At 63.4% G+C, this 23369-nt stretch carries 22 protein-coding genes; 10 read left to right on the forward strand and 12 right to left on the reverse strand.

The genetic code is table 11. The features are described 5' to 3' along the window. Positions 1–60 precede the first annotated feature (60 nt). A complete protein-coding gene (locus CAG46_RS03065) occupies positions 61–468 on the reverse strand; it encodes an RcnB family protein (RefSeq protein WP_085616016.1) in 408 nt (135 codons plus the stop codon). A 278-nt stretch (positions 469–746) separates the two neighbouring features. Further along, complete coding sequence (locus CAG46_RS03075) at positions 747–2039, reverse strand: sigma-54-dependent Fis family transcriptional regulator (RefSeq protein WP_085616020.1); 1293 nt, start codon at positions 2037–2039, stop codon at positions 747–749. 222 nt (positions 2040–2261) lie between these two features. Between CAG46_RS03075 and CAG46_RS03080 the strand changes: the two genes are divergently transcribed. Genes CAG46_RS03080 through CAG46_RS03090 form a run of 3 tightly spaced genes read left to right on the forward strand, consistent with a single transcriptional unit; the run spans position 2262 to position 5272 of the window. Beyond that, positions 2262–3146 (forward strand): MBL fold metallo-hydrolase, encoded by an 885-nt coding sequence (locus tag CAG46_RS03080; RefSeq protein ID WP_085616022.1) that lies wholly within the window; start codon positions 2262–2264, stop codon positions 3144–3146. Between the two features lie 39 nt (positions 3147–3185). Beyond that, complete coding sequence (locus CAG46_RS03085; protein WP_085616024.1) at positions 3186–4457, forward strand: FAD/NAD(P)-binding oxidoreductase; 1272 nt, start codon at positions 3186–3188, stop codon at positions 4455–4457. After that, positions 4454–5272 (forward strand): sulfite exporter TauE/SafE family protein, encoded by an 819-nt coding sequence (locus CAG46_RS03090; RefSeq protein ID WP_085616026.1) that lies wholly within the window; start codon positions 4454–4456, stop codon positions 5270–5272. Before CAG46_RS03085 ends, CAG46_RS03090 begins: the two co-directional genes overlap by 4 nt. On the opposite strand, the gene CAG46_RS03095 is transcribed toward CAG46_RS03090, so the two are convergent. Beyond that, positions 5261–6148, reverse strand: a complete 888-nt coding sequence (locus CAG46_RS03095) for a LysR family transcriptional regulator (protein ID WP_013970255.1) — start codon at positions 6146–6148, stop codon at positions 5261–5263. The genes CAG46_RS03090 and CAG46_RS03095 overlap by 12 nt on opposite strands. A gap of 297 nt (positions 6149–6445) precedes the next feature. Here CAG46_RS03095 and CAG46_RS03100 point away from each other — a divergent pair, with 297 nt between their 5' ends. Together CAG46_RS03100 and CAG46_RS03105 are read left to right on the forward strand one after the other, a co-directional pair. Further along, entirely contained in the window at positions 6446–8092 is a 1647-nt protein-coding gene (locus CAG46_RS03100; protein ID WP_085616028.1) for a GMC family oxidoreductase, read from the forward strand. A 98-nt stretch (positions 8093–8190) separates the two neighbouring features. Beyond that, the gene (locus tag CAG46_RS03105) at positions 8191–9810 is read left to right on the forward strand and encodes an MFS transporter (protein ID WP_025337178.1); all 1620 of its coding nucleotides are present in this window, start codon (positions 8191–8193) and stop codon (positions 9808–9810) included. Between the two features lie 323 nt (positions 9811–10133). On the opposite strand, the gene CAG46_RS03115 is transcribed toward CAG46_RS03105, so the two are convergent. From CAG46_RS03115 to glyQ, 4 genes are read right to left on the reverse strand one after another with little or no spacing between them, the layout of a single operon-like run. Then, positions 10134–10919 (reverse strand): 1-acyl-sn-glycerol-3-phosphate acyltransferase, encoded by a 786-nt coding sequence (locus CAG46_RS03115; protein ID WP_025337179.1) that lies wholly within the window; start codon positions 10917–10919, stop codon positions 10134–10136. A gap of 46 nt (positions 10920–10965) precedes the next feature. Further along, positions 10966–11493, reverse strand: a complete 528-nt coding sequence (gmhB, locus tag CAG46_RS03120) for a D-glycero-beta-D-manno-heptose 1,7-bisphosphate 7-phosphatase (protein ID WP_025337180.1) — start codon at positions 11491–11493, stop codon at positions 10966–10968. A gap of 3 nt (positions 11494–11496) precedes the next feature. Further along, positions 11497–13548 (reverse strand): glycine--tRNA ligase subunit beta, encoded by a 2052-nt coding sequence (glyS, locus tag CAG46_RS03125; protein ID WP_085616032.1) that lies wholly within the window; start codon positions 13546–13548, stop codon positions 11497–11499. Continuing rightward, positions 13545–14492 (reverse strand): glycine--tRNA ligase subunit alpha, encoded by a 948-nt coding sequence (gene glyQ / locus CAG46_RS03130; protein WP_025337182.1) that lies wholly within the window; start codon positions 14490–14492, stop codon positions 13545–13547. The genes glyS and glyQ overlap by 4 nt, the downstream gene beginning before the upstream one ends. A gap of 83 nt (positions 14493–14575) precedes the next feature. On the opposite strand from glyQ, the gene CAG46_RS03135 reads away from it, so the two are divergent. Further along, entirely contained in the window at positions 14576–15127 is a 552-nt protein-coding gene (locus tag CAG46_RS03135) for a DNA-3-methyladenine glycosylase I (RefSeq protein WP_085616034.1), read from the forward strand. A gap of 41 nt (positions 15128–15168) precedes the next feature. Then, positions 15169–16056, forward strand: coding sequence for a lysophospholipid acyltransferase (locus CAG46_RS03140; protein ID WP_085588886.1), 888 nt, complete (start codon positions 15169–15171; stop codon positions 16054–16056). Between the two features lie 97 nt (positions 16057–16153). Here CAG46_RS03140 and CAG46_RS03145 read toward each other — a convergent pair whose 3' ends face one another. The 5 genes from CAG46_RS03145 to def are packed head-to-tail and all read right to left on the reverse strand — an operon-like array spanning position 16154 to position 20683. Then, positions 16154–16468, reverse strand: a complete 315-nt coding sequence (locus CAG46_RS03145) for a tetratricopeptide repeat protein (RefSeq protein WP_085616036.1) — start codon at positions 16466–16468, stop codon at positions 16154–16156. A gap of 11 nt (positions 16469–16479) precedes the next feature. Further along, a complete protein-coding gene (trkA, locus tag CAG46_RS03150; RefSeq protein ID WP_013970264.1) occupies positions 16480–17853 on the reverse strand; it encodes a Trk system potassium transporter TrkA in 1374 nt (457 codons plus the stop codon). Between the two features lie 23 nt (positions 17854–17876). Further along, complete coding sequence (rsmB, locus tag CAG46_RS03155) at positions 17877–19187, reverse strand: 16S rRNA (cytosine(967)-C(5))-methyltransferase RsmB (protein WP_085616038.1); 1311 nt, start codon at positions 19185–19187, stop codon at positions 17877–17879. After that, a complete protein-coding gene (fmt, locus tag CAG46_RS03160) occupies positions 19184–20116 on the reverse strand; it encodes a methionyl-tRNA formyltransferase (protein WP_085616041.1) in 933 nt (310 codons plus the stop codon). The genes rsmB and fmt overlap by 4 nt, the downstream gene beginning before the upstream one ends. 60 nt (positions 20117–20176) lie before the next feature. Beyond that, complete coding sequence (def, locus tag CAG46_RS03165) at positions 20177–20683, reverse strand: peptide deformylase (protein ID WP_054884415.1); 507 nt, start codon at positions 20681–20683, stop codon at positions 20177–20179. Between the two features lie 207 nt (positions 20684–20890). Here def and dprA point away from each other — a divergent pair, with 207 nt between their 5' ends. The 3 genes from dprA (at position 20891) to CAG46_RS03180 (ending at position 23343) form a co-directional block, all read left to right on the forward strand. Then, entirely contained in the window at positions 20891–21988 is a 1098-nt protein-coding gene (gene dprA / locus CAG46_RS03170; RefSeq protein WP_075046836.1) for a DNA-processing protein DprA, read from the forward strand. Between the two features lie 42 nt (positions 21989–22030). Next, entirely contained in the window at positions 22031–22588 is a 558-nt protein-coding gene (locus CAG46_RS03175; protein ID WP_085616043.1) for an L-threonylcarbamoyladenylate synthase, read from the forward strand. A 443-nt stretch (positions 22589–23031) separates the two neighbouring features. Next, positions 23032–23343: a hypothetical protein gene (locus tag CAG46_RS03180; protein WP_013970269.1), complete on the forward strand. Its 312-nt coding sequence runs from the start codon at positions 23032–23034 to the stop codon at positions 23341–23343. Positions 23344–23369 lie beyond the last annotated feature (26 nt).

The following is a 23369-nucleotide window of genomic DNA, read 5'->3' on the forward strand; positions in this document are numbered from 1 at the left end:
GGTGTAGATCGCCAGGCACCAAAAAGCCCGCGAAAGCGGGCTTTTTAGTGCCTGGCGAAATCAGTAACCGCTGAGGACGTTGACGATCACACCACTGGCAATAGCCACCAGCACATAGTCCCCGTTCACATACAACCAACGGTGATCACGCGGTGGCGCATACAGGTGGCGTGCTTTCCAGTCGGTCACCCAGTAACGGTCGCCACGATAATGCGGGTCAACCACATGGCCACGCTGCCACTGCTGATGCGGAACCGGCATGCCCTGTTGTGGGCGGAAGTTCGGGTCGCGGTAGGCGGGACCGCGGCCATTGTCATGTCGGCCTTGGTACTGTGGCTGACCATGCGGTGGGTTGCCCTGGTGCGATGGGCCGCCATCATGCCGGTCAGGTGGGTCTGGCTGCGCGAAACTGGCCAAGGGGGCGCTGAGCATGAGCGCGGCGCAGATCACGGTCAGGGTTTTCTTCATTTTGCGGTCCTCTGCATGTTGACGCCTGGCGGGAGCTGACTGGTTGCCAGGTTCGGTTAACTGATCAGACCACAATCATTCCCGCTTAATGTCAGGACAGAGGTAAAGGTCCGGTAAAGGTCCGTGAAGCGCCATCACTGTGGGAGCGGGTTTACCCGCGAACACCGGCGAAGCCGGTGCCATCCACCGCGTCAAATTCTTCGCGGGTAAACCCGCTCCCACAGGTATTGCGCCGTATTAAGGGCCTGTACAGCGATACGGCCAGCACAGCCAACGCGTCAATTCAGGCCTAGCTCCTTCAACCGGCGATACAGGGTGCGCTCGCTCAGGCCAAGGTGACGGGCCAGTTCACTGCGCGAGCCCTTGAACTGTTCCAGTGCCTGCGCCAGCTCACCCAGGTGATTGCGCCGGCCACCTGTCTTGATCGCCCCCGCTGGGCCGATATCCTCCGGCAAATGCTCGGGCCGGATCAGCCCGTCATCGGCAAACAAGCGCGCCCTTTCCAGAATGTTGCGCAGTTCGCGAATGTTGCCCGGGAATGGATGCAGCCCAAGCTGCTGCAAAGCTTCGTCGCTCAGCCTGGGCGTCGGCTTGCCTGCCATGCGCTGCAGCAGGCTCTGGGCGAGCAAGGGCAGGTCTTCTACCCGTTCGCGCAACGCCGGCAGACGGATCGGGAAGCCGCTGATGCGGTAGTACAGGTCTTCACGGAAGGTGCCGTCCGCGACCATTTGCCTGAGCGGTTTATGGGTTGCCGACACCAGGCGAAAATCCGAATGCACCGTGCGCAGGCTACCCACCGGGCGGAAGCTGCCGGACTCGATCAGGCGCAGCAGCTTCACCTGCATCGCCAGCGGTACCTCGCCAATTTCATCGAGGAACAGAGTGCCGCCATGCGCCGCTTCAGCCAGGCCGATCTTGCGCTGGTTGGCGCCCGTGAACGCGCCCTTCTCGTAGCCGAACAACTCGCTCTCGAACAACGACTCGGTCAGGCCGGTACAGTCGACCACCACCAATGGGCCGTTGGCCCTGGGGCTGCCCATGTGCACCGCACGGGCGAACAGTTCCTTGCCGGTACCTGACTCACCCTGTAGCAACACCGGGATCTGCGCCGGCGCCGCGCGTTGCAGGCTGGCAAGGGCCGCCTTGAACGCTGGCGCCCGGCCGACCAGGCCTTGTTCCTGAGGCTGCGCCGACGCGAGGGTGATGCTGGTCAGGCGTTCGACAAAGGCCACTACCCTGCCCTGTTCATCCAGGATCGGCCGCAGCTCGACATCCACATGCTCAGGGCCGCGTGGCGTGTGATGAATGTGCAACACCCGCTCCGGAACCTTGCTGTGCCACGCCTTGCGCATCGGGCAATGCTCGCCGGCCTGGTCGCAAGGCACGGCGTAGTGGTGCGAGACCTTGTGGCATTTCTCGCCCAGCGGCGCCTGCTCATGGCGACCGAACTGGCGGCGATAGGCAGCGTTGGCCGCCAGGATGTTGTAGTCGGTATCCAGCACGATGGTTGGCAGGGCATCGTGCTCAAGATAGGAAACCAAAGCTAGGATGATGGGATGGGCTTCAGGCATGACGGCACCGATTGGATGACCGGCGCAGGGTAACAAGGACTGCCAAACACTGCCATTGGCTGACAGTCGACTGCCATCTGTGCTGCCACTGTCGTCGGCAATTGTCAGCAACGGGCCGGTTTCATTGGCCCAAGCGCAGGAAAATGCCTGGCATGCATCTTGATAAACCTCCTGGCACTGCCTACGCCTGTACAAGGCTGGGCGGATAAATTGGAGAACGCGATGATCATCGGCAACAACCTGCACGTGGACGCCTTTTACGACAAGGCGACCTCGACCATCAGCTACCTGGTCATGGACCGTGAAACCCGCCAATGCGCATTGATCGACAGTGTGCTGGATTACGACCCCAAGTCCGGGTGCACCTGCACTGCGTCGGCGGACCGCCTGATCCAGCGCGTGACCGAGCTTGAAGCCAGCGTGCAGTGGGTGCTGGAAACCCATGTGCATGCCGACCACCTTTCGGCAGCGGCCTATTTGAAGGAAAAGCTCGGCGGCCATACCGCCATCGGCGCGCACATCACCCAGGTACAGAAAGTGTTCGGTGCCCTGTTCAACGCCGAGCCTGGCTTCGCCCGCGATGGCAGCCAGTTCGATGTGTTGTTCGAGGACGAGGAAGGTTTCCGCATTGGCAACCTGCATGCCCGCGCGTTGCACACCCCGGGGCACACGCCTGCGTGCATGAGCTTCATGATCGAGGAGGCCGGCGAGACAGCGGTGTTCGTCGGCGACACCCTGTTCATGCCCGACTACGGTACCGCCCGTTGCGACTTCCCAGGGGCCGATGCCCGTACCCTGTACCGCTCGATCCGTCGCCTGCTGGCCTTTCCCGACCAGACCCGGCTGTTCATGTGCCACGACTACCTGCCAGGTGGCCGTGACATGCAGTACGTCACCACCGTGGCCGAGCAGCGCGCCAACAATATTCATATCCACCAGGGCATCGATGAGGACAGCTTCGTCGCCATGCGTGAAGCCCGCGACAAGACCCTCGACATGCCCGTGCTGATCCTGCCTTCGGTGCAGGTGAACATGCGCAGCGGCCAATTCCCCGCGCCGGAAGATAACGGTGTGAGCTACCTGAAGATTCCGCTGAACAAGCTGTGACCGCCCTGCCCCATAACCAGATTTACAGGATTTACCGCCATGCCTGCCTTGTTGTCCCCTGCCAATACCGACCACCACAAAGTGGTCATCGTCGGTGCCGGCGCCGCCGGAATCGCCACCGCTTCCAGCTTGATCAGCCGTGACCCGTCGCTGGATGTGACCTTGATCGACCCCGCCGAAGTGCATTACTACCAGCCCGGCTGGACCATGGTCGGTGCCGGTGTGTTCAAGGCGCCAAGCACTGCCCGCACCATGGCCTCGACCATTCCGCGCGGCGTGCGCTGGATAAAGGCACGCGTGCAGGGGTTCGACCCGCTGGGCCAACTGGTCCTCCTCGAAGGCGGCCGCGCCATCAGTTATGAACAGTTGGTGGTCTGCCCCGGCCTCAAGCTGGATTGGGCGGCCATTGATGGCCTCAGCGAGACCTTGGGCCGCAACGGCGTCACCTCCAACTACCGCTACGACCTGGCGCCCTACACCTGGGAACTGGTACAGAAGCTCAAGCAAGGCCGAGCCCTGTTTTGCCAGCCGCCCATGCCGATCAAGTGCGCAGGCGCGCCGCAGAAGGCGCTGTACCTGTCTTGCGACCACTGGCTGCGGCACGGTCACCTGGGGGCTGTGAAAGCCAGTTTCTTCAATGCCGGCGCAGTGTTGTTCGGAGTGGCGGACTACGTGCCCGCACTGATGAAGTACATCGACAAGTACGCCGTGGATCTCAATTTTTCCCACCGCCTGGTCGCCGTGGACGGCCCGAACAAGCGCGCCACCTTCGTGCGCACCTTGGCCGATGGCAGCAGCGAAACCCGTATCGAGGCCTTCGACATGCTGCACGTGGTACCGCCGCAGGTGGCACCGGACTTCATTCGTGAAAGCCCGTTGGCCGACAGCGCCGGCTGGGTCGATGTCGACCCGCACACCCTGCGCCATCGCCACTTCACCAATGTCCATGCCCTTGGGGACGTGACCAACACCAGCAATGCCAAGACCGCCGCCGCTGCACGCAAGCAGGCTCCGGTCGTGGCCAACAACGTGCTGGTGGCCCTGGGCAGGTTGCCTGCCCTGGCCCAGTACGATGGTTATGGCTCGTGCCCGCTCACCGTCGAGCGCGGCAAGATCGTCCTTGCCGAGTTCACCTATGGTGGCAAGCTGGCTCCAAGCTTCCCCAACTGGTTGCTGGATGGCCGCAAGCCGACGCGTCTGGCCTGGTTGCTCAAGGCGCAGGTGCTGCCACCCTTGTACTGGAAAGGCATGCTCAAGGGCCGCGAGTGGCTGGCACGGCCACAGCCGTTGGTAGCCGAGGGCCGGCGGTGATCGAACATCAAATACTGGGAGCGGGCCTGGGCGCGATCATCGGTGCCGTGCTGGCGTTGACCGGTGCCGGCGGTGGCATTCTCGCAGTGCCTTTGCTGGTGTTCGGCCTGGGGCTGTCGATGGTCGAGGCGGCACCGGTCGGCCTGCTGGCCGTAGGCATGGCGGCAGCGGTGGGTGCTGTGCTGGGCTTGCGGCAGGGCCTGGTGCGCTATCGGGCGGCGCTGTTCATCGCATTGATCGGTGTGGCAGCGGCGCCGTTCGGGCTGATGCTGGCGCACCGCCTGCCGAACACGCCACTGCAGTTGGTGTTCGCCGTGGTGCTGGTGTATGCCTGCCTGCGCATCTGGCGCAAGGCGGCCAAGGAGCTGCGCGGCGAAGCCAATGATGCCCATCGCTACATCGAACCCTGCGTGCTGAACCCGCTGCAGGGCCGTTTGCGCTGGACCCTGCCCTGCGCGCGCGCCCTGGCCTTCACCGGCGCATTGTCCGGGCTGCTATCCGGCCTGCTGGGCGTGGGCGGTGGCTTTGTCATCATCCCGGCCCTTAACCGCTACACCAACCTGCGCATGGCCAGCATCGTCTCCACTTCGCTGGCGGTGATCGCGCTGGTGTCCACCGGCAGTGTGGTCAGCGCCAGCCTGGCAGGGGTCATGCACTGGCAGGTTGGCGCCCCGTTCGCCGTCGGTGCGGTGCTCGGCCTGCTGCTGGCGCGGCCATTGGCGGCCAGGCTGGCCGGGCCGCGCTTGCAGCAGATGTTTGCCGTGGCCGGTTGGGCTGCGGCCCTGCTGCTGGCCGGCAAGGCGCTACTGGGCTAGCAGCTCGCTCTGTTCTGCCGCGCACAGCGCCAGCAGGTAGTCCCACACTACCCGCAGGCGCACCGACTTGTGCAGTTCGCGGCGGGTGCAGATCCAGTAGCTGCGCTGGATGGTTTCGCCAGGCAGCACGCGCACCAGCGTCGGGTCGTGGCGGGCCATGTAGTTGGGCAGTACGGCGATGCCCAACCCGGCGCGGGCGGCGGTTTGCTGGGCGATCACGCTGGTGCTGCGAAACACCACGTTGGGGGCCCGACAGAAGCTGTTGAGAAACAGCAGTTCCTGGCTGAACAGCAAGTCGTCGACGTAGCCGATCCAGCTGTGCCGGGCCAGGTCCTCCCGGTTGCGCAGCGGGGGCGCGCGATCCAGGTAGTCCTGGCTGGCGTACAGGGCCAGGCGATAGTCGGTGAGCTTGCGGGTGATCAGCAGGTCGGCGTTGGGCCGTTCCAGGTGGATGCTGATCTCCGCCTCGCGGTTGAGGATGCTGACGAAGCGCGGTACCGCCACCAGCTCCACTTCCAGGCCGGGGTAGCGGTCGAACAGCGCATTCATGCGCGGGGTGAAAAACATGATGCCGATGCCTTCGGTCACCCCCAGGCGAATCTTGCCCAGCGGCGTGATGGCCTGGGTGATTTCTTCCTGCGCCAGCAGGGCGACGTTTTCCATGGCTTCGGCGTGCTTGAGCAGGGCCTGGCCCGAGGGGGTCAGTTCATAGCCCTGGGCATGCTGCACGAACAGCGCAGTACCCAGGCTTTGCTCGATGCTCTCGATGTGCCGGGCCACGGTGCTGTGGGTGGTGTTGAGACGCTTGGCGGCGGTAAGCAGGCGGCCGCTGCGCTGCAACTCGAGGAAAAACCGCAGATCGTTCCAGTCGAACATGCTTGTCCCTATGCATCCAGACCGCGCGAACCTTTGTAGGAGCGGCCTTGTGTCGCGATGGGGCGCGCAGCGGCCCTGAATTCAGCAAACACGGTCTACCTGAAGGACCACATGTGCTGACTCAGGGCCGCTGCGCGCCCCATCGCGACACAAGGCCGCTCCTACAGGACCGCGCCGTTGCCGTGATGATCGCTGTGCTAAAACGCACAGCGGCTGCGCGAAATCTCGTGTTTCCTCCACGAAATTACTCACTAAGATGGATCGGGACAAGAATAATAATCAGGCCCGAGGTTGCACATGCCATCAGCCGATTCTGTCTTCGACTACGTGGTCGTAGGGGCCGGTCCCGCCGGTTGCCTGTTGGCCAATCGTTTGTCCGCCGACCCTTCCTGCCGAGTGCTGCTGCTGGAAGCGGGTGGGCGCGACAACTATCCCTGGATCCATATCCCCGTCGGTTACCTCTATTGCATCGGCAACCCGCGCACCGACTGGTGCTTCAAGACCGAGGCTCAGGCCGGCTTGGGCGGTCGTGCGCTGGGCTATCCACGCGGCAAGGTGCTGGGTGGCTGCTCCTCGATCAACGGCATGATCTACATGCGCGGCCAGGCCGCCGACTACGACCATTGGGCCGAGCAAGGCAACGACGGCTGGGCCTGGAAGGACGTACTGCCGTTGTTCAAGGCCAGCGAAAGCCACTTTGCCGGCGCCAGCGAGCACCACGGTGGTGATGGCGAATGGCGGGTCGAGCGCCAGCGCTACAGCTGGCCGATCCTCGATGCCTTCCGTGATGCCGCCGAGCAAAGCGGCATCGGCAAGGTCGATGACTTCAATACCGGCGACAACCAGGGCTGTGGATATTTCCAGGTCAACCAGCGCAGCGGTGTGCGCTGGAACGCTTCCAAGGCTTTCCTGCGGCCGATCAAGGACCGCCCCAACCTCACCGTGCTGACCGGCGTTCAGGTTGACCAGGTGCTGCTCAACAACACCCGTGCACGGGCGGTAAAGGCGTTCTGGCAGGGTGCCTGGCACGAGTTTGCGGCACGTCGCGAGATCATCCTCTGTGCGGGTGCTGTGGGCTCTCCCGGTATCCTGCAGCGCTCCGGCATCGGCCCGCGGCAGTTACTGGAAAGCCTGGGCATTGGCGTGCGTCACGACATGCCCGGTGTGGGCGGCAACCTGCAGGATCACCTGCAACTGCGCCTGATCTACCAGATCCGCAATACCCGTACCCTGAACCAGATGGCCAACAGCCTGTGGGGCAAGATGGGCATGGGCCTGCGCTACCTCTATGACCGCAGTGGCCCGCTGGCCATGGCGCCGAGCCAACTGGGTGCGTTCGTGCGTTCGAGCCCGGAGCAGGCCACCGCCAACCTGCAGTACCACGTGCAGCCGCTGTCACTTGAGCGCTTCGGCGAGCCACTGCACAGGTTCCCGGCCTTTACCGCCTCGGTGTGCAACCTGCGCCCGGCCAGCCGCGGGCGTATCGATATCCGCAGCAGCGACATGAACAGCACACCGCAGATCGACCCCAACTACCTCAGCGACCCCCAGGACCTGCGCGTCGCCGCCGATTCCATTCGCCTTACCCGGCGTATCGTCCGGGCCCCTGCCCTCGCTGCGTTCGACCCAAAGGAATACCTGCCGGGCCCAGCCCTGCAAACCGAAGAAGAGCTGTTCGAAGCCGCCGGCAAGATCGGCACCACCATCTTCCACCCGGTAGGCACCTGTCGCATGGGCAATAGCGAACTGGACGTTGTGGATAACCAATTGCGCGTGCACGGCATCCCTGGCCTACGCGTGGCGGACGCCTCGATCATGCCGCAGATCACCTCCGGCAATACTTGTTCACCCACCCTGATGATCGCCGAGAAGGCGGCGCAACTGATCCTCAAAGGAGCTGCCACCCAGACCTATCTGAACGAAGACGCGATACCGACGCCCTGACCCCGGGTGCGTGCAGTACCGGCAGCTGGCGGTCAGAAGCTGCCGACAGTGGAACAACAAGAATAATCACTGTGGCCTGCGGGCCGAGGACAGCAACGATGTCGGATTACATCCAAGAGCAGGGTGCGGCGGCCAGCAGCTCCAGCCGTCGTGAAGAACGCAAGATCATTTTCGCGTCATCCCTCGGGACAGTTTTCGAGTGGTATGACTTTTTTCTCTATGGTGCGCTGGCAGCGGTCATCAGCAAGCAGTTCTTCGCTGGCGTGAACGACACCACCGCCTTCATCTTCGCCCTGATGGCCTTTGCCGCCGGCTTCCTGGTGCGGCCATTCGGCGCGCTTGTGTTCGGCCGGCTGGGCGACATGATCGGACGCAAGTACACCTTCCTGGTCACCATCGTGCTGATGGGCCTGTCCACCTTCGCGGTGGGGTTGTTGCCCACCTACGCCAGCATCGGCATCGCGGCACCGATCATCCTGGTGGTCCTGCGCATGCTGCAGGGGCTGGCGCTGGGTGGTGAATACGGCGGTGCGGCCACCTATGTGGCCGAGCATGCTCCGCCCGGCAAGCGCGGTTTCCACACGGGTTTCATCCAGTCCACCGCCACCCTCGGCCTGTTGTTGTCGCTGGTGGTGGTGCTGGGCAGCCGCTATATCAGTGGCGACCAGTTCGAAACCTGGGGTTGGCGCCTGCCGTTCCTGCTGTCGATCGTGCTGCTGGCGATTTCCACCTGGATCCGCATGAGCATGCACGAGTCGCCGGCCTTCGTGAAAATGAAGGCCCAGGGCAAGGTCAGCAAGTCGCCGATCCGTGAGTCGTTCACCTCCTGGCCGAACCTGAAAGTGGTGCTCACCGCCCTGTTCAGCATCAACGCCGGGCAGGCCGTGACCTTCTACACGGCGCAGTTCTACGTGCTGTTCTTCATGACCCAGATGCTGAAGATGGACCCGGCCCAGGCCAACACCCTGCTGATCATCAGCGTGGTCATTGGTGCGCCGTTCTTCGTGTTCTTCGGCTGGTTGTCCGACCGTATTGGCCGCAAGCCGATCCTGATGCTCGGCCTGCTCCTGGCCACGGTGCTGTACTTCCCGCTGTTCAAGGCGCTGAGCCACTACGCCAACCCACAGATCGACGCGGCCAGCCGCCAGGCGCCGATCGTTGTCACTGCCGACCCGCAAGGCTGCACCTTCCAGTTCGACCCGGTGGGCAAGGCGCGTTTCGACAGCCCGTGCGACAAGGTCAAGACCTTCCTGGTCAAGCAAGGCCTACCGTACAGCTCTGTGGATGTGGCCGGCAGCGATGTGGTGGTTAACATCGGTGACAAGACCATCAACGGCTTCGACGAAGCAGCCATGCGTGCTGCGGTGGAACAGGCCGGCTACCCGGCCAAGGCCGACCCTGGGCAGGTCAACCAGGTGATGGTGGTGGTGCTGATCGTGGCGATGATCCTGATCGCGACCATGACCTATGGCCCGCTGGCAGCGGTGATGGTCGAGCTGTTCCCGACCCGCATCCGCTACACCTCGATGTCGCTGCCCTACCACATTGGCAACGGCTGGTTCGGTGGCTTCCTGCCAACGGTGTCGTTCGCGCTGGTGGTGTATACCGGGGATATCTTCTACGGGCTGTGGTACCCGGTGCTGGTGACCGGGGTCAGCCTGGTGGTGGGGATCTTCTGCCTGAAAGAAACCAAGGATGTGGATATCGACAAGATCTAATGGTTCGCACGGGCCTCTTGTAGGAGCGGCCTGGTGTCGCGAAAGGGCCGCAAAGCGGCCCCGGGGCATCAGCAGTGATGCGCAAATTGCTGGGACTGCCTTGCAGCCCTATCGCGACACAAGGCCGCTCCTACACCGATCACCCACACCCGCATGAGCCCATAAAAAAACCGGCTGTAAAAGCCGGTTTTCTTATGCCCCGAAAAAACTTATGCACGATTTTCAGAAAAATGTCATACACAGAAATAAACAGCTAATTCAAACACTTAGCTATCACTTCAAGCTTTTAATCCAAAAACAGTTCACAAGTTATCCACAGATGGTCAAGCCATCTGTTCCTGGGGTTTTTCCTCTGCTGGCGGCAGCGAACCCATGGCCCGCTGGGTCGCTTCGTTCCACGCCGCGGCGCGGTCGTTGAGCTCGGCGATGGCCCGTGGCCCGGTGCCGTTGGCGTACATCGGTTCGCCAATCACCACCTCGATGGTGCCAGCGCGCTTGCCCCAACCGGTCTTCGGCCAGAACTTGCCGGCGTTATGGGCAATCGGCAGCACCGGCAGCCCGGCATTCACCGCCAGCGCGGTACCGCCACGGGAGAACTTGCCCATGGTGCCGAATGGCACGCGGGTGCCTTCCGGGAAGATCAGCACCCAGGTCTTCTGCTTGAGCAACTCGTCACCCTTGCTGGCTACCTGGCGCAGGGCTTCCTTGGGATTATCGCGGTTGATCGCGATCGGCCGCAGCATGGCCATGGCCCAACCGAAGAATGGCACGTACAGCAACTCGCGCTTGAGCACCTGGCTCAGTGGCGAGAAATACTGGGAAAGGAAGAAGGTTTCCCAGGTGCTCTGGTGGTTGGACAGGATCACGCAAGGCTCATCAGGCACGTTCTCGGCGCCAGTGATCTTGTAGTCGATACCCAGGATGGTGCGCACCAGAAACAACGCGCAACGGCACCAGTACACGTTGATGAACTTGTAGCGCTTGGGGAACGACAGGAACGGCGCGACGAAGAAGCTCAGCGAGCACCACAGCAGCGAACTGGTGCCCAGCAGCAGGTAAAAAAGAAAGATTCTGATCGCCTGCAGGATCGACATAGTGGCTTGTACCATTGCGGGGCATGCCCGCCTGAGAAAAATGCGCCCGAAGGCGCACTGTTTAAATTAGTTCTCTGGCGATAGCTGCCAGATCGTCGAAAATCAGTGTAGTTTCCGGGACGCCTTTTTCCAGGGTCCGCTCGCCCTTGCCGGTTTTCACCAGCACGGGTTGTGCACCGACGGCCAGGGCGGCCTCCAGGTCACCTTTGCTGTCGCCAACGAACCAGACGCCTTCCAGGCCGACCTGGTAATGCTCGGCGATCGCCCGCAGCATGCCAGGCTTGGGCTTGCGGCAATCGCAGCCTTCGTCCGGCCCGTGCGGGCAATACACGATGTGACCCACCTCGCCGCCCTGCTCGGCCACCAGCGCGCGCAGGCGCGCGTGCATGGCCTCGAGGGTTGCCAGCGCATAGTAGCCACGGGCAATGCCGGACTGGTTGGTGGCCACGGCCACCGTCCAGCCCGCCTTGCTCAACTGCGCGATCGCTTCGACCGAGCCAGGGATCGGCACCCACTCGTCCAGCGTCTTGATGTAGGCGTCGGAGTCGTAGTTGATGACTCCGTCACGGTCGAGAATCAGCAGTTTCAAGGCTTACCCCAGCAGCGAAATGTCGGCCACGCCCAGGAACAGGCCGCGCAGGCGGCTGAGCAGGGCATAACGGTTGGCGCGTACCTTGGCATCCTCGGCGTTGACCATCACCGCCTCGAAGAAGGCGTCGACCGGGTCACGCAGGGCCGCCAGGCGGGCCAGCGATTCGCTGTACTGGCGTGCAGCAGCCATCGGTTGCACGGCCTGGTCGGCCTGCTGGATGGCCGAGTACAGGGAGAACTCGTTGGCGTTGTCGAAGTACTTCGGCTCGACGTGATCGGCGATGGCGCCTTCGGCCTTGCTCAGCAGGTTCGACACGCGCTTGTTCACCGCGGCCAGGGCCTCGGCTTCCGGCAGCTTGCGGAAGGCTTGTACGGCTTGCACGCGCTGGTCGAAGTCCAGGGCAGAACCTGGCTGCAGGGCACGTACCGACAGGTAGGTGGCCACGTCGATGCCTTCGTCTTCGTAACGCGCACGCAGGCGGTCGAAGATGAACTCCAGCACCTGTTCGGCCAGGCCGGCGGCCTTGACCTTGGTGCCGAACTGCTTGACCGCGAACTCGACCGCACCGGTCAGGTCCAGGTCCAGCTGCTTCTCGATCAGGATACGCAGCACGCCCAAGGCGGCACGGCGCAGGGCGTACGGGTCCTTGCTGCCGGTAGGCAGCATGCCGATGCCGAAGATGCCGACCAGGGTGTCGAGCTTGTCGGCGATGGCCACGGCAGCACCGGTGAGGGTCTGCGGCAGCTCGGCGCCGGCACCGCGCGGCATGTACTGCTCGTTCAGGGCCAGGGCCACGTCTTCCGGCTCACCGTCGTTGAGCGCGTAGTAGTAACCGGCCACACCCTGCATCTCAGGGAATTCGCCGACCATCTCGGTGGCCAGGTCGCACTTCGACAGCAGACCGGCGCGGCCGGCGCGCTGGGCGTCGCCGCCGATCAGCGGGGCGATGAAGGCGGCCAGCCTGGAAACGCGCTCGGCCTTGTCGTACACGGTACCCAGCTGAGCCTGGAACACCACGTTCTTCAGGCGCTCGTTGAAGGTTTCCAGCGGCTGCTTCTTGTCCTGCTTGAAGAAGAACTCGGCGTCGGTCAGGCGTGGGCGCACGACCTTCTCGTTGCCTTGCACGATCTGCTTCGGGTCGCGGCTCTCGACGTTGGCCACGGTGATGAAGCGCGGCAGCAGCTTGCCTTCGCTGTCCAGCAGGCAGAAGTACTTCTGGTTGTCCTGCATGGTGGTGATCAGGGCTTCCTGTGGCACTTCGAGGAAACGCTCCTCGAACGAGCACACCAGCGGCACCGGCCACTCGACCAGAGCGGTCACTTCGTCCAGCAGTGCCGGCGGCACGATGGCGCTGCCTTCCTGCTGCATGGCCAGTTCGGCGGTACGCTTGCTGATCAGCTCGCGGCGCTCGGCGAAGTCGGCCAGCACGTAGGCTTTGCGCAGGTCCTCGACGTAGTTGGCCGGGGTGGTGATGACCACGTTTTCCGGGTGGTGGAAGCGGTGGCCACGGGATTCACGGCCGGCCTTCTGCGACAGGATGGTGCAGTCGACCACCTGGTCGCCCAGCAGCATCACCAGCCATTGGGTCGGGCGCACGAACTCTTCACGGCTGGCCGCCCAGCGCATGCGCTTGGGGATCGGCAGGTCGTTGAGCGAATCTTCGACGATGGTCGGCAGCAGGCCGGTGGTGGCCTTGCCCGGGATGTGCTGGGAGAAACGCAGCTTGGCGCCGGTCTGGTCGATTTCCGACAGATCCACACCGCATTTCTTGGCAAAGCCCAAGGCAGCCTGGGTCGGCTCGCCGTCTTTGAAAGCAGCCTGCAGGGGCGGGCCGTCGATATTGATGCTGCGGTCAGGCTGTTGCACATCCAGCTGGCGGATCAGCACGGCCAGGCGACGCGGCGCGGCGTAAACCTGCTTGCCGGTGTAGTTCAGGCCAGCGGCCTGCAGGCCTTTCTCGATACCAGCCAGGAAGGCTTCGCCGAGGTTGGCGAGGGCCTTCGGTGGCAGCTCTTCGGTGCCCAGTTCTACCAGGAAATCTTGAGCACTCATTGTGCAGCCTCCAGCTTAGCCAACACTTCGTCACGCAGTTCAGGGGTGGCCATCGGGAAGCCCAGGCGTGCGCGGGCTTGCAGATAGCTTTGCGCCACGTCCCGGGCCAGGGTACGTACACGCAGGATGTAGCGCTGGCGCTCGGTTACCGAGATGGCACGGCGGGCGTCCAGCAGGTTGAAGGTGTGCGAGGCCTTCAGCACCATTTCATAGGTCGGCAGCGGCAGATCCAGCTTGATCAGGCGGTTGGCTTCGCTTTCGTAGAAGTCGAACAGCTCGAACAGCTTCTCGACGTTGGCGTGCTCGAAGTTGTAGGTCGACTGCTCCACCTCGTTCTGGTGGAACACGTCGCCGTAGGTGACCTTGCCGAACGGGCCGTCGGCCCACACCAGGTCGTACACCGAGTCGACGCCCTGGATGTACATGGCCAGGCGCTCCAGGCCGTAGGTGATTTCACCGGTGACCGGGTAGCACTCGATACCGCCTACCTGCTGGAAGTAGGTGAACTGGGTGACTTCCATGCCGTTGAGCCAGATTTCCCAGCCCAGGCCCCAGGCGCCGAGGGTCGGCGATTCCCAGTTGTCTTCGACGAAGCGAATGTCGTGGACCAGCGGGTCCAGGCCGATGGCTTTCAGCGAGCCGAGGTACAGCTCCTGGAAGTTGGCCGGGTTGGGCTTCAGTACCACCTGGAACTGGTAGTAGTGCTGCAGGCGGTTGGGGTTTTCGCCATACCGCCCGTCGGCAGGGCGACGGCTAGGCTGCACATAGGCGGCGTTCCAGGTTTCTGGACCCACGGCGCGCAGGAATGTAGCGGTGTGGAAAGTGCCGGCGCCTACTTCCATATCGTAGGGCTGAAGCACCACACAACCTTGCTCGGCCCAGTAGTTCTGCAGGGCGAGGATCAGGTCTTGGAAGGTACGCACGGCTGGCGTAGGCTGGCTCACGAAATTCACCTGTATCTGGGGATGCGGATGTAAAGAGCGGGAGTATAACCTGATTCGCCTCGCCCTCTACTCATTGGAGCCTTATGCCACGCTGCTTTTGGTGTACCGACGATCCGTTGTACCAGGCCTACCATGACCAGGAATGGGGAACGCCCCAGCGTGACCCGGCGTTGCTGTTCGAGATGCTTTTGCTCGAAGGGTTCCAGGCGGGGCTTTCGTGGATCACCGTATTGCGTAAACGCGAGCGTTATCGCGAGGTGATGCACGGCTTCGATCCGGTGAAACTCGCCGTCATGAGCGACGAACGCATCGAGGAGTTGATGCAGGATCCCGGCATCATCCGCAACCGCCTCAAGCTCAAGGCTGCCAGGCGCAATGCCCAGGCCTGGCTGGCTGTGGACAACCCTGCCGACTGGCTCTGGTCATTCGTTGGTGGTGCGCCGAAGATCAACCACTTCACGGGCCGCAGCGAGGTGCCAGCGGTTACCGATGAAGCCAAGGCGATGAGCAAAGCCCTGCAGAAAGCCGGCTTCACGTTCGTTGGCCCGACCATCTGCTATGCCTTCATGCAGGCCACCGGCATGGTCATGGACCACACCACCGATTGCGATCGCTACGCCGCCTTGTTGCGCTGAGGGGTTACAATGCGCGCCTTGCTGAAATAAGGAATTCGCCTGTGGAAAAGTTCAAGGGCGCCCTGATGGTCGGGGTGCTGCGTTTGTTTGCCAAGCTGCCCTGGGGCGCTGTGCAGCGCGTCGGCGCCGGTATCGGCTGGCTGATGTGGAAGGTCCCCAACGGCTCGCGCAATGTCGTGCGCATCAACCTGGCCAAGTGCTTCCCGGAGATGGACCCGGCCGAGCGCGAGCAGCTTGTTGGCCGCGCGTTGAAGGATATCGGTAAATCCTTCGTCGAAAGTGCCTGTGCCTGGATCTGGCCGCCGCAGCGCTCGCTGGAGCTGGTCAAGGAAGTGCACGGCCTGGAAGTGCTGGAGCAGGCCCTGGCCTCGGGCAAGGGCGTGGTCGGCATCACCAGCCACCTGGGCAACTGGGAAGTGCTGAACCACTTCTACTGCAACCAGTGCAAACCGATCATCTTCTACCGCCCGCCGAAGCTGAAGGCGGTGGATGACCTGCTGCGTGAGCAGCGGGTGCAGATGGGCAACCGCGTGGCGCCTTCGACCAAGGAAGGCATCCTCAGCGTGATCAAGGAAGTGCGCCGTGGTGGCCAGGTAGGTATTCCTGCCGACCCGGAGCCGGCAGAGTCGGCAGGGGTGTTCGTGCCGTTCCTGGGTACCCAGGCGCTGACCAGCAAGTTCGTGCCGAACATGCTGGCCGGGGGCAAGGCGGTGGGGGTCTTCCTGCATGCCCTGCGGCTGCCGGATGGCTCGGGCTTCAAGGTGTTCCTGGAGGCGGCGCCGGAAGAGATGTACAGCACCGACGTGACCGTGTCGGCAGCGGCGATGAGCAAGGTGGTCGAGCGCTATGTGCGCGAGTACCCGAGCCAGTACATGTGGAGCATGAAGCGCTTCAAGAAGCGCCCGGCGGGCGAGCCGCGCTGGTACTGAGATTTTCACTGTCCCCTGTGGGAGCGGGTTTACCCGCGAATGCGTCGGTGAATCCAACATCGCATTCGCGGGTGAACCCGCTCCCACAGGGACCGCGTTAACCTGATGTCTTGTTGAGCTTCTTCAGGAACACGGTCATTTCTTTCTCGGCCTGCTTGTCCCCATGGGCCTGCGCCGCCACGATCCCCTCCTCCCAGGCCTTGCGCGCCGCCGCCAGGTCACCCTGCAGCTGATGCGCCTTGCCCAGCAGCTTCCACGCCGCCGAGTACTTCGGGTCCTGTTCCACGCACCGTGCCAGATGCAGCGCCGCTTCAGCACCATTGCCTTCGTCCAGCCAGGCCTTGCCCAGGCCGAACCTCAACAATGGGTTATCCACACCCTTGGCCAGCATCTTCTCCAGCGATTCGCGCATGCCCTGTGCTCCTAGAAGAAACTCAAGCCGACGTGGAACAGCTTCTCCACATCCCGAATATGCTTTTTATCCACAACGAACAGGATCACATGGTCGCCCGATTCGATCATGGTGTCGTCGTGGGCAATCATCACCTCTTCGTCACGAATGATCGCGCCGATGGTAGTGCCCGGCGGCAGGGCGATGTCTTCGATCGCCTTGCCGACCACCTTGCTCGACTTCGAATCGCCGTGCGCCACCGCTTCGATCGCCTCGGCCGCGCCACGGCGCAGCGAGTGCACGCTGACGATGTCGCCCCGGCGCACGTGCGCCAGCAAGGTGCCGATGGTGGCCAGCTGCGGGCTGATGGCGATGTCGATGTCGCCACCCTGCACCAGGTCGACATAGGCCGGGTTGTTGATGATGGTCATCACCTTGCGTGCACCCAGGCGCTTGGCCAGCAGCGACGACATGATGTTGGCCTCGTCGTCGTTGGTCAGGGCCAGGAAGATGTCGGCGTCGGCGATGTTCTCTTCCAGCATCAGGTCCTTGTCCGAGGCGCTGCCCTGCAGCACCACGGTGCTTTCCAGGGTGTCGGAGAGGTGTCGGCAACGGGCCGGGCTCATCTCGATGATCTTCACCTGGTAGCGGCTTTCGATGGCCTCGGCCAGGCGTTCGCCGATCTGCCCGCCACCGGCGATGACCACACGCTTGTTGGTTTCGTCGATGCGGCGCAGCTCACCCATCACCGCGCGGATGTCCTTCTTCGCGGCGATGAAGAACACTTCGTCGTCGGCTTCGATCACCGTGTCGCCCCGCGGGGTGATCGGGCGGTCGCGGCGGAAGATGGCCGCCACGCGGGTGTCGACGTTGGGCATGTGCGCGCGGATCTGGCGCAGTTGCTGGCCTACCAGCGGGCCACCGTAGTACGCCTTCACTGCCACCAGCTGGGCCTTGCCTTCGGCGAAGTCGATTACCTGCAGCGAGCCCGGGTGCTCGATCAGGCGCTTGATGTAGTTGGTCACTACCTGCTCGGGGCTGATCAGCACGTCGACCGGGATATGGTCGTTGTCGAACAGCTCTTCGCGGGTCAGGTAGGCCGACTCGCGTACCCGGGCGATCTTGGTCGGGGTGTGGAACAGCGAATAGGCCACCTGGCAGGCGACCATGTTGGTCTCGTCACTGTTGGTTACCGCCACCAGCATGTCGGCGTCGTCGGCACCGGCCTGGCGCAACACCGTAGGCAGCGAGCCGCGGCCTTGCACGGTGCGGATGTCCAGGCGGTCGCCCAGGTCGCGCAGGCGGTCGCCGTCAGTGTCGACCACGGTGATGTCGTTGGCTTCGCTGGCCAGGTGCTCCGCCAGCGTACCGCCGACCTGCCCTGCGCCGAGGATGATGATCTTCATCCGCTACTCCCTACCTTTTGTTCTTATCCGCGCGAAGCGGCGATCTTGATCAGCTTGGCATAGTAGAAACCGTCGTGGCCGCCTTCCTGGGCCAGCAACTGGCGGCCGTGGGGCTGGCGCAGGCCGGCTTCGGTGGCCAGGTCCAGCTCACGGGCGCCCGGGGTGCGGGCAAGGAAGGCATCGATCACTTCGGTGTTCTCGGTCGGCAGGCTGGAGCAGGTGGCGTACAGCAGCATGCCGCCCACTTCCAGGGTCGGCCACAGGGCATCGAGCAGCTCGCCTTGCAGCGTGGCAAGGGCCGGGATGTCGTCGGCCTGACGGGTCAGCTTGATGTCCGGGTGACGGCGGATCACGCCGGTGGCCGAGCATGGTGCGTCGAGGAGGATGCGCTGGAACGGTTTGCCGTCCCACCAGCTGGCGGTGTCGCGGGCATCGCAGGCGATCAGCTCGGCGTCCAGTTGCAGGCGGTCAAGGTTCTCGCGCACGCGGGTCAGGCGCTTGGCTTCGAGGTCGATGGCCACCACGTGGGCCAGGCCGGCTTCGGCTTCCAGCAGGTGGCAGGTCTTGCCGCCTGGTGCACAGCAGGCGTCGAGCACGCGCTGGCCGGGGGCCAGTTCCAGCAGATCGGCGGACAGCTGCGCGGCTTCGTCCTGAACGCTCACCCAGCCTTCGGCAAAGCCTGGCAGGCCGCGCACATCGCAGGCTTCGGCCAGCACGATACCGTCACGGCTGTACTGGCAGGCGCTGGCGCCAACACCTGCCTCGGCCAGCAGTGCCAGGTAGGCATCGCGGCCGTGGTGGCGGCGGTTGACCCGCAGGATCATCGGCGGGTGGGCGTTGTTGGCGGCGCAGATGGCCTCCCACTGCTCCGGCCAGAAGGCCTTGAGCGACTTCTGCAGCCAGCGCGGGTGGGCAGTGCGTACCACCGGGTCGCGCTCCATGCCGGCCAGCAATTCTTCGCCTTCGCGTTGGGCGCGGCGCAGCACGGCATTGAGCAGGCCCTTGGCCCACGGCTTCTTCAGCTTGTCGGCACAGCCGACGGTCTCGCCAATGGCCGCGTGGGCCGGGATACGGCTGTAGAACAGCTGGTACAGGCCGACCAGCAGCAGCGCCTGCACATCGGCATCGGCGGCCTTGAACGGCTTCTGCAGCAGCTGCGCGGCCAGCAGGTCGAGGCGTGGCTGCCAGCGCGCGGTGCCGAACGCCAGGTCCTGGGTCAGGCCGCGGTCGCGCTCATCGACCTTGTCCAGTTGCGCCGGCAGCGAGCTGTTCAGCGAAGCCTTGCCACTGAGCACAGCGGCAAGGGCACGGGCGGCGGCGAGGCGTGGGTTCATTGGCCCAGCACCTTGCCGCTGGCGAATTTCTCGCGACGGCTGTTGAACAGGTCGCTGAAGTTCAGCGGCTTGCCGCCGGGCAGTTGCAGACGGGTCAGGCTCAGCGCCTGGTCACCGCAGGCGACCACCAGGCCGTCCTTGCTGGCGGAGAGGATCTCGCCTGGGGCGCCTTTACCTGTGGACAGGTTTGCCGCCAGCACCTTCACGCTTTCGCCATCGAGGGTGCTGTGGCAAACCGGCCACGGGTTGAAGGCACGGATCAGGCGTTCCAGCTCGACGGCCGGGCGGCTCCAGTCGATGCGCGCTTCGTCCTTGTTCAGCTTGTGCGCGTAGGTGGCCAGGGCATCGTCCTGCACTTCACCGTGCAGCGAACCATCGGCCAGGCCGGCGATGGCTTGTACGACTGCGGGCGGGCCCATCTCGGCCAAGCGGTCGTGCAGGCTGCCGCCGGTGTCTTCGGCGCTGATCGGGGTGACTACCTTGAGCAGCATCGGGCCGGTGTCCAGGCCCGCTTCCATACGCATCACGGTCACACCGCTCTCGGCGTCGCCGGCTTCCACGGCGCGCTGGATCGGTGCGGCACCGCGCCAGCGTGGCAGCAGGGAGGCATGGCTGTTGATGCAGCCCAGGCGCGGGATATCCAGCACCACCTGCGGCAGGATCAGGCCATAGGCGACCACCACCATCAGGTCCGGCTTCAGCGCGGCCAGTTCGGCCTGGGCTTCGGCGTTGCGCAGGGTCGGCGGCTGGAACACCGGGATGTCATGGGCCACAGCCAGTTGCTTGACCGCGCTCGGCATCAGCTTCTGGCCGCGGCCGGCCGGGCGGTCGGGCTGGGTGTAGACAGCCACGATCTCGTAGGGGCTGTCGAGCAAGGCCTTGAGGTGTTCGGCGGCAAACTCTGGAGTGCCTGCAAAGACGATGCGCATGGAGTTCTCGCTTCAAAAAAGAAAAAGGCTTGCCGGAGCAAGCCTTCTGGAAGGTGGGGATCAGGCTTGCTGGCGGTGCTGCTTTTCCAGCTTTTTCTTGATCCGGTCGCGCTTGAGCTGCGACAGGTAGTCGACGAACAGCTTGCCGTTGAGGTGATCGAATTCGTGCTGCACGCACACCGCCAGCAGGCCTTCGCACTCCAGTTCGAACGGCTTGCCGTCGCGGTCCTGGGCCTTGACCCGCACACGCAGCGGGCGGTCGACGTTCTCGTAGAAGCCAGGTACCGACAGGCAGCCTTCCTGGTACTGGCCCATGTCGTGGGTCAGTTCTTCGACCGTGGGGTTGATAAAGACGCGCGGCTCGCTGCGGTCTTCACTGAGGTCCATGACCACGACCTGCTGGTGCACGTTGACCTGGGTGGCGGCCAGGCCGATGCCAGGGGCTTCGTACATGGTTTCAAACATGTCGTCGATCAGCTGACGCAGGGCGTCGTCGAACACCGTCACCGGCTTGGCGATGGTGCGCAGGCGCGGGTCCGGGAATTCGAGAATGTTCAAGATGGCCATAAGGTCAGGCAGTCACTGTGCGTTCGGTTGAAAACTGAGCACACATAATAAAGGGAAACGGGGATTTCAGCACCTGGCAAAGCTCGGCTAGGGTTTTCAAGGGCCGCTTATAGCCCATTCGATGGACAGGTTGTCAAAGCGTTATCAACAAAGTTATCCACAGTTTGTGCCACGTCGATGGCCCCAATTCGATCAAGGATGATCCCCATGCAGACTTACCATTCGTCGCCTCTTCCACCTGCCGAACTGGAGGCGCGATTACGCCTGCACCGGCTGCCGGAAACGGGATTGCGTCGTTTTAACACCTTGTTGGAGGCCTTTGGCAGTGCCTCTTCGGCACTGTGCGCACCGGCCGGCGCGTGGCGCGCATTGGGCATACCACAGGCCACCATCGATGCCCGGCGCAGTGCCGAAGTACGTGAGGGCGCACTGGCTGCAATGGCCTGGTTAGAGCGCCCGGGCCAGCATTTACTGATGTGGGACGGCCCTGGCTACCCGCCACTATTGGCGGAAATCGACGATGCCCCTCCGCTGCTTTTCGTCGCTGGCAACCCGGCCTTGCTCGAGCGCCCACAGCTGGCAATTGTGGGCAGCAGGCGTGCTTCACCCCCGGCGCTCGATACTGCTGCGGCATTTTCCCGCTACCTGGCGCAGGCCGGTTTCACCATTACCAGCGGCTTGGCCGTGGGCATCGACGGTGCCGCTCATCGGGCCGCATTGCAGGCTGGTGGGGGCACGGTTGGCGTGCTCGGTACGGGGTTGCAAAAACTTTATCCACAGCGCCACAAGTCGCTCGCGCAAGCGATGATCGACAACGGTAGCGCGCTGGTTTCCGAGTACCCGCTGGATGCCGGGCCGCTGCCTGGCAATTTCCCGCGGCGCAATCGCATCATCAGTGGCCTGTCGCTGGGCGTGCTGGTGGTCGAGGCCAGCCTGGCCAGTGGTTCGCTGATCACCGCACGCCTGGCTGCCGAGCAAGGCCGCGAGGTGTATGCCATACCGGGCTCCATTCACCACCCCGGTGCCAAGGGCTGCCACCAGTTGATCCGTGACGGCGCGCTGCTGGTGGAGAGCGTGGAGCAGATATTGGAAAGCCTGCAGGGCTGGCAGAACCTGCCGCCTGCGGTTGTGGATAAATTCGACCATCCCCTGCTCGCCCTGCTGCATGCTGCGCCACAAACCAGCGAAAGCCTGGCCCACTGCAGCGAGCTGCCGCTGGCCGACGTGCTGGCGCAGCTGACCGAACTGGAGCTGGAAGGCCGGGTCAGCAATGAAGCCGGGCGTTGGTTTGCCCGCGCGGGCTAAGTACACTGCTCACAAGCAAGGTATATAGGCGGAGTAACAAAAATGGTGAGCAGTTTTCGTGTGCAACAAGCCGCACGTGAGATCCGGGCGGGCGCAGTGATCGCCTATCCGACGGAAGCGGTCTGGGGCCTGGGCTGCGACCCGTGGAACGAGGATGCGGTGTATCGCCTGCTGGCGCTGAAGTCGCGGCCTGTGGATAAAGGCCTGATCCTGGTAGCCGACAACATCCGCCAGTTCGACTTCTTGTTCGAGGATTTCCCCGAAGACTGGATCGACCGCATGGGCAGCACCTGGCCGGGGCCGAACACCTGGCTGGTACCGCACCAGGATCTGTTGCCCGAGTGGGTGACCGGGGAGCATGACACCGTGGCGCTGCGGGTCAGCGACCACCCGTTGGTGCGTGAGTTGTGTGCGTTGGTGGGGCCATTGATTTCCACCTCGTGCAACCCGGGCGGGCGCCCGGCGGCGAAGACCCGGTTGCGGGTGGAGCAGTACTTCCATGGCCAGCTGGATCTGGTGCTGGGTGGGGCGTTGGGTGGAAGGAAGAACCCGAGTGTGATTCGTGACCTGGTGACTGGCGAAGTCGTTCGCCCGGGCTGATACCGCTGGCGAGGGCTTCGCCCTCGATCGCCGGCAAGCCAGCTCCCACAGGTACTGCACATGACTTGAAATCGGCGCGGTCGGTGTGGGAGCTGGCTTGCCGGCGATTGGGCTGCAAAGCGGCCCCAGAACCCCGCAGATTTTTCTGATTTTGTCTCGAATGGCTGTCCAGCTTGCGGCTTGGGAAATATCCTACGAGCCGCGTCCTCTGCCATCACCTTCTCAGTGGGAACCAGTGTCTCTAGGCTTCATCCGTCGCTGAATACCTTGGCGATCGGGTGTGGTAGCCCGGATGCATTTTTTCCATGGCAGTCTATGGTGACTGTGCGTGGGAGGCTTTCGAGCCTGCCTGGATTGGAAAATGCCCGGGTCTACCACCTCGCGTACAGTCGCCACCCATTCACGTGGTAGTGATTGGTGGCGGCAATGAGGAGCATTTTCCAATGATGAAGAAAATAGTCCCCGATCCACCGCTTCCCTGCACCTCTACTCGCCCCTTCGGCCGCTGCGATGCCGGCCACGAACCGCTGTTCACCGTAAACCCGAACATTTCCGCCGAGGACGCCTTGGTTCATGTAGCTCTGTATCTGCGAGGCGCCTACGAAACGGGTTCGAAAGCCCTCGAGTACCTGCGCGAAGAAGGCCGTGGCATGTATTGGTCGAGCCTGCATTCCATTGAACTGGCGGAGGGATTGGTGGAGGCGATTCTCGATGGTATCGAGTCGATACCAACCACCCGTCCTCCACAGGCATAGCGCCCTGTTCAAGGCCGACGCAGTAC

This window comes from Pseudomonas sp. B23(2017) (assembly GCF_002113725.1).
Classification (GTDB): Bacteria; Pseudomonadota; Gammaproteobacteria; order Pseudomonadales; family Pseudomonadaceae; genus Aquipseudomonas; species Aquipseudomonas putida_Z.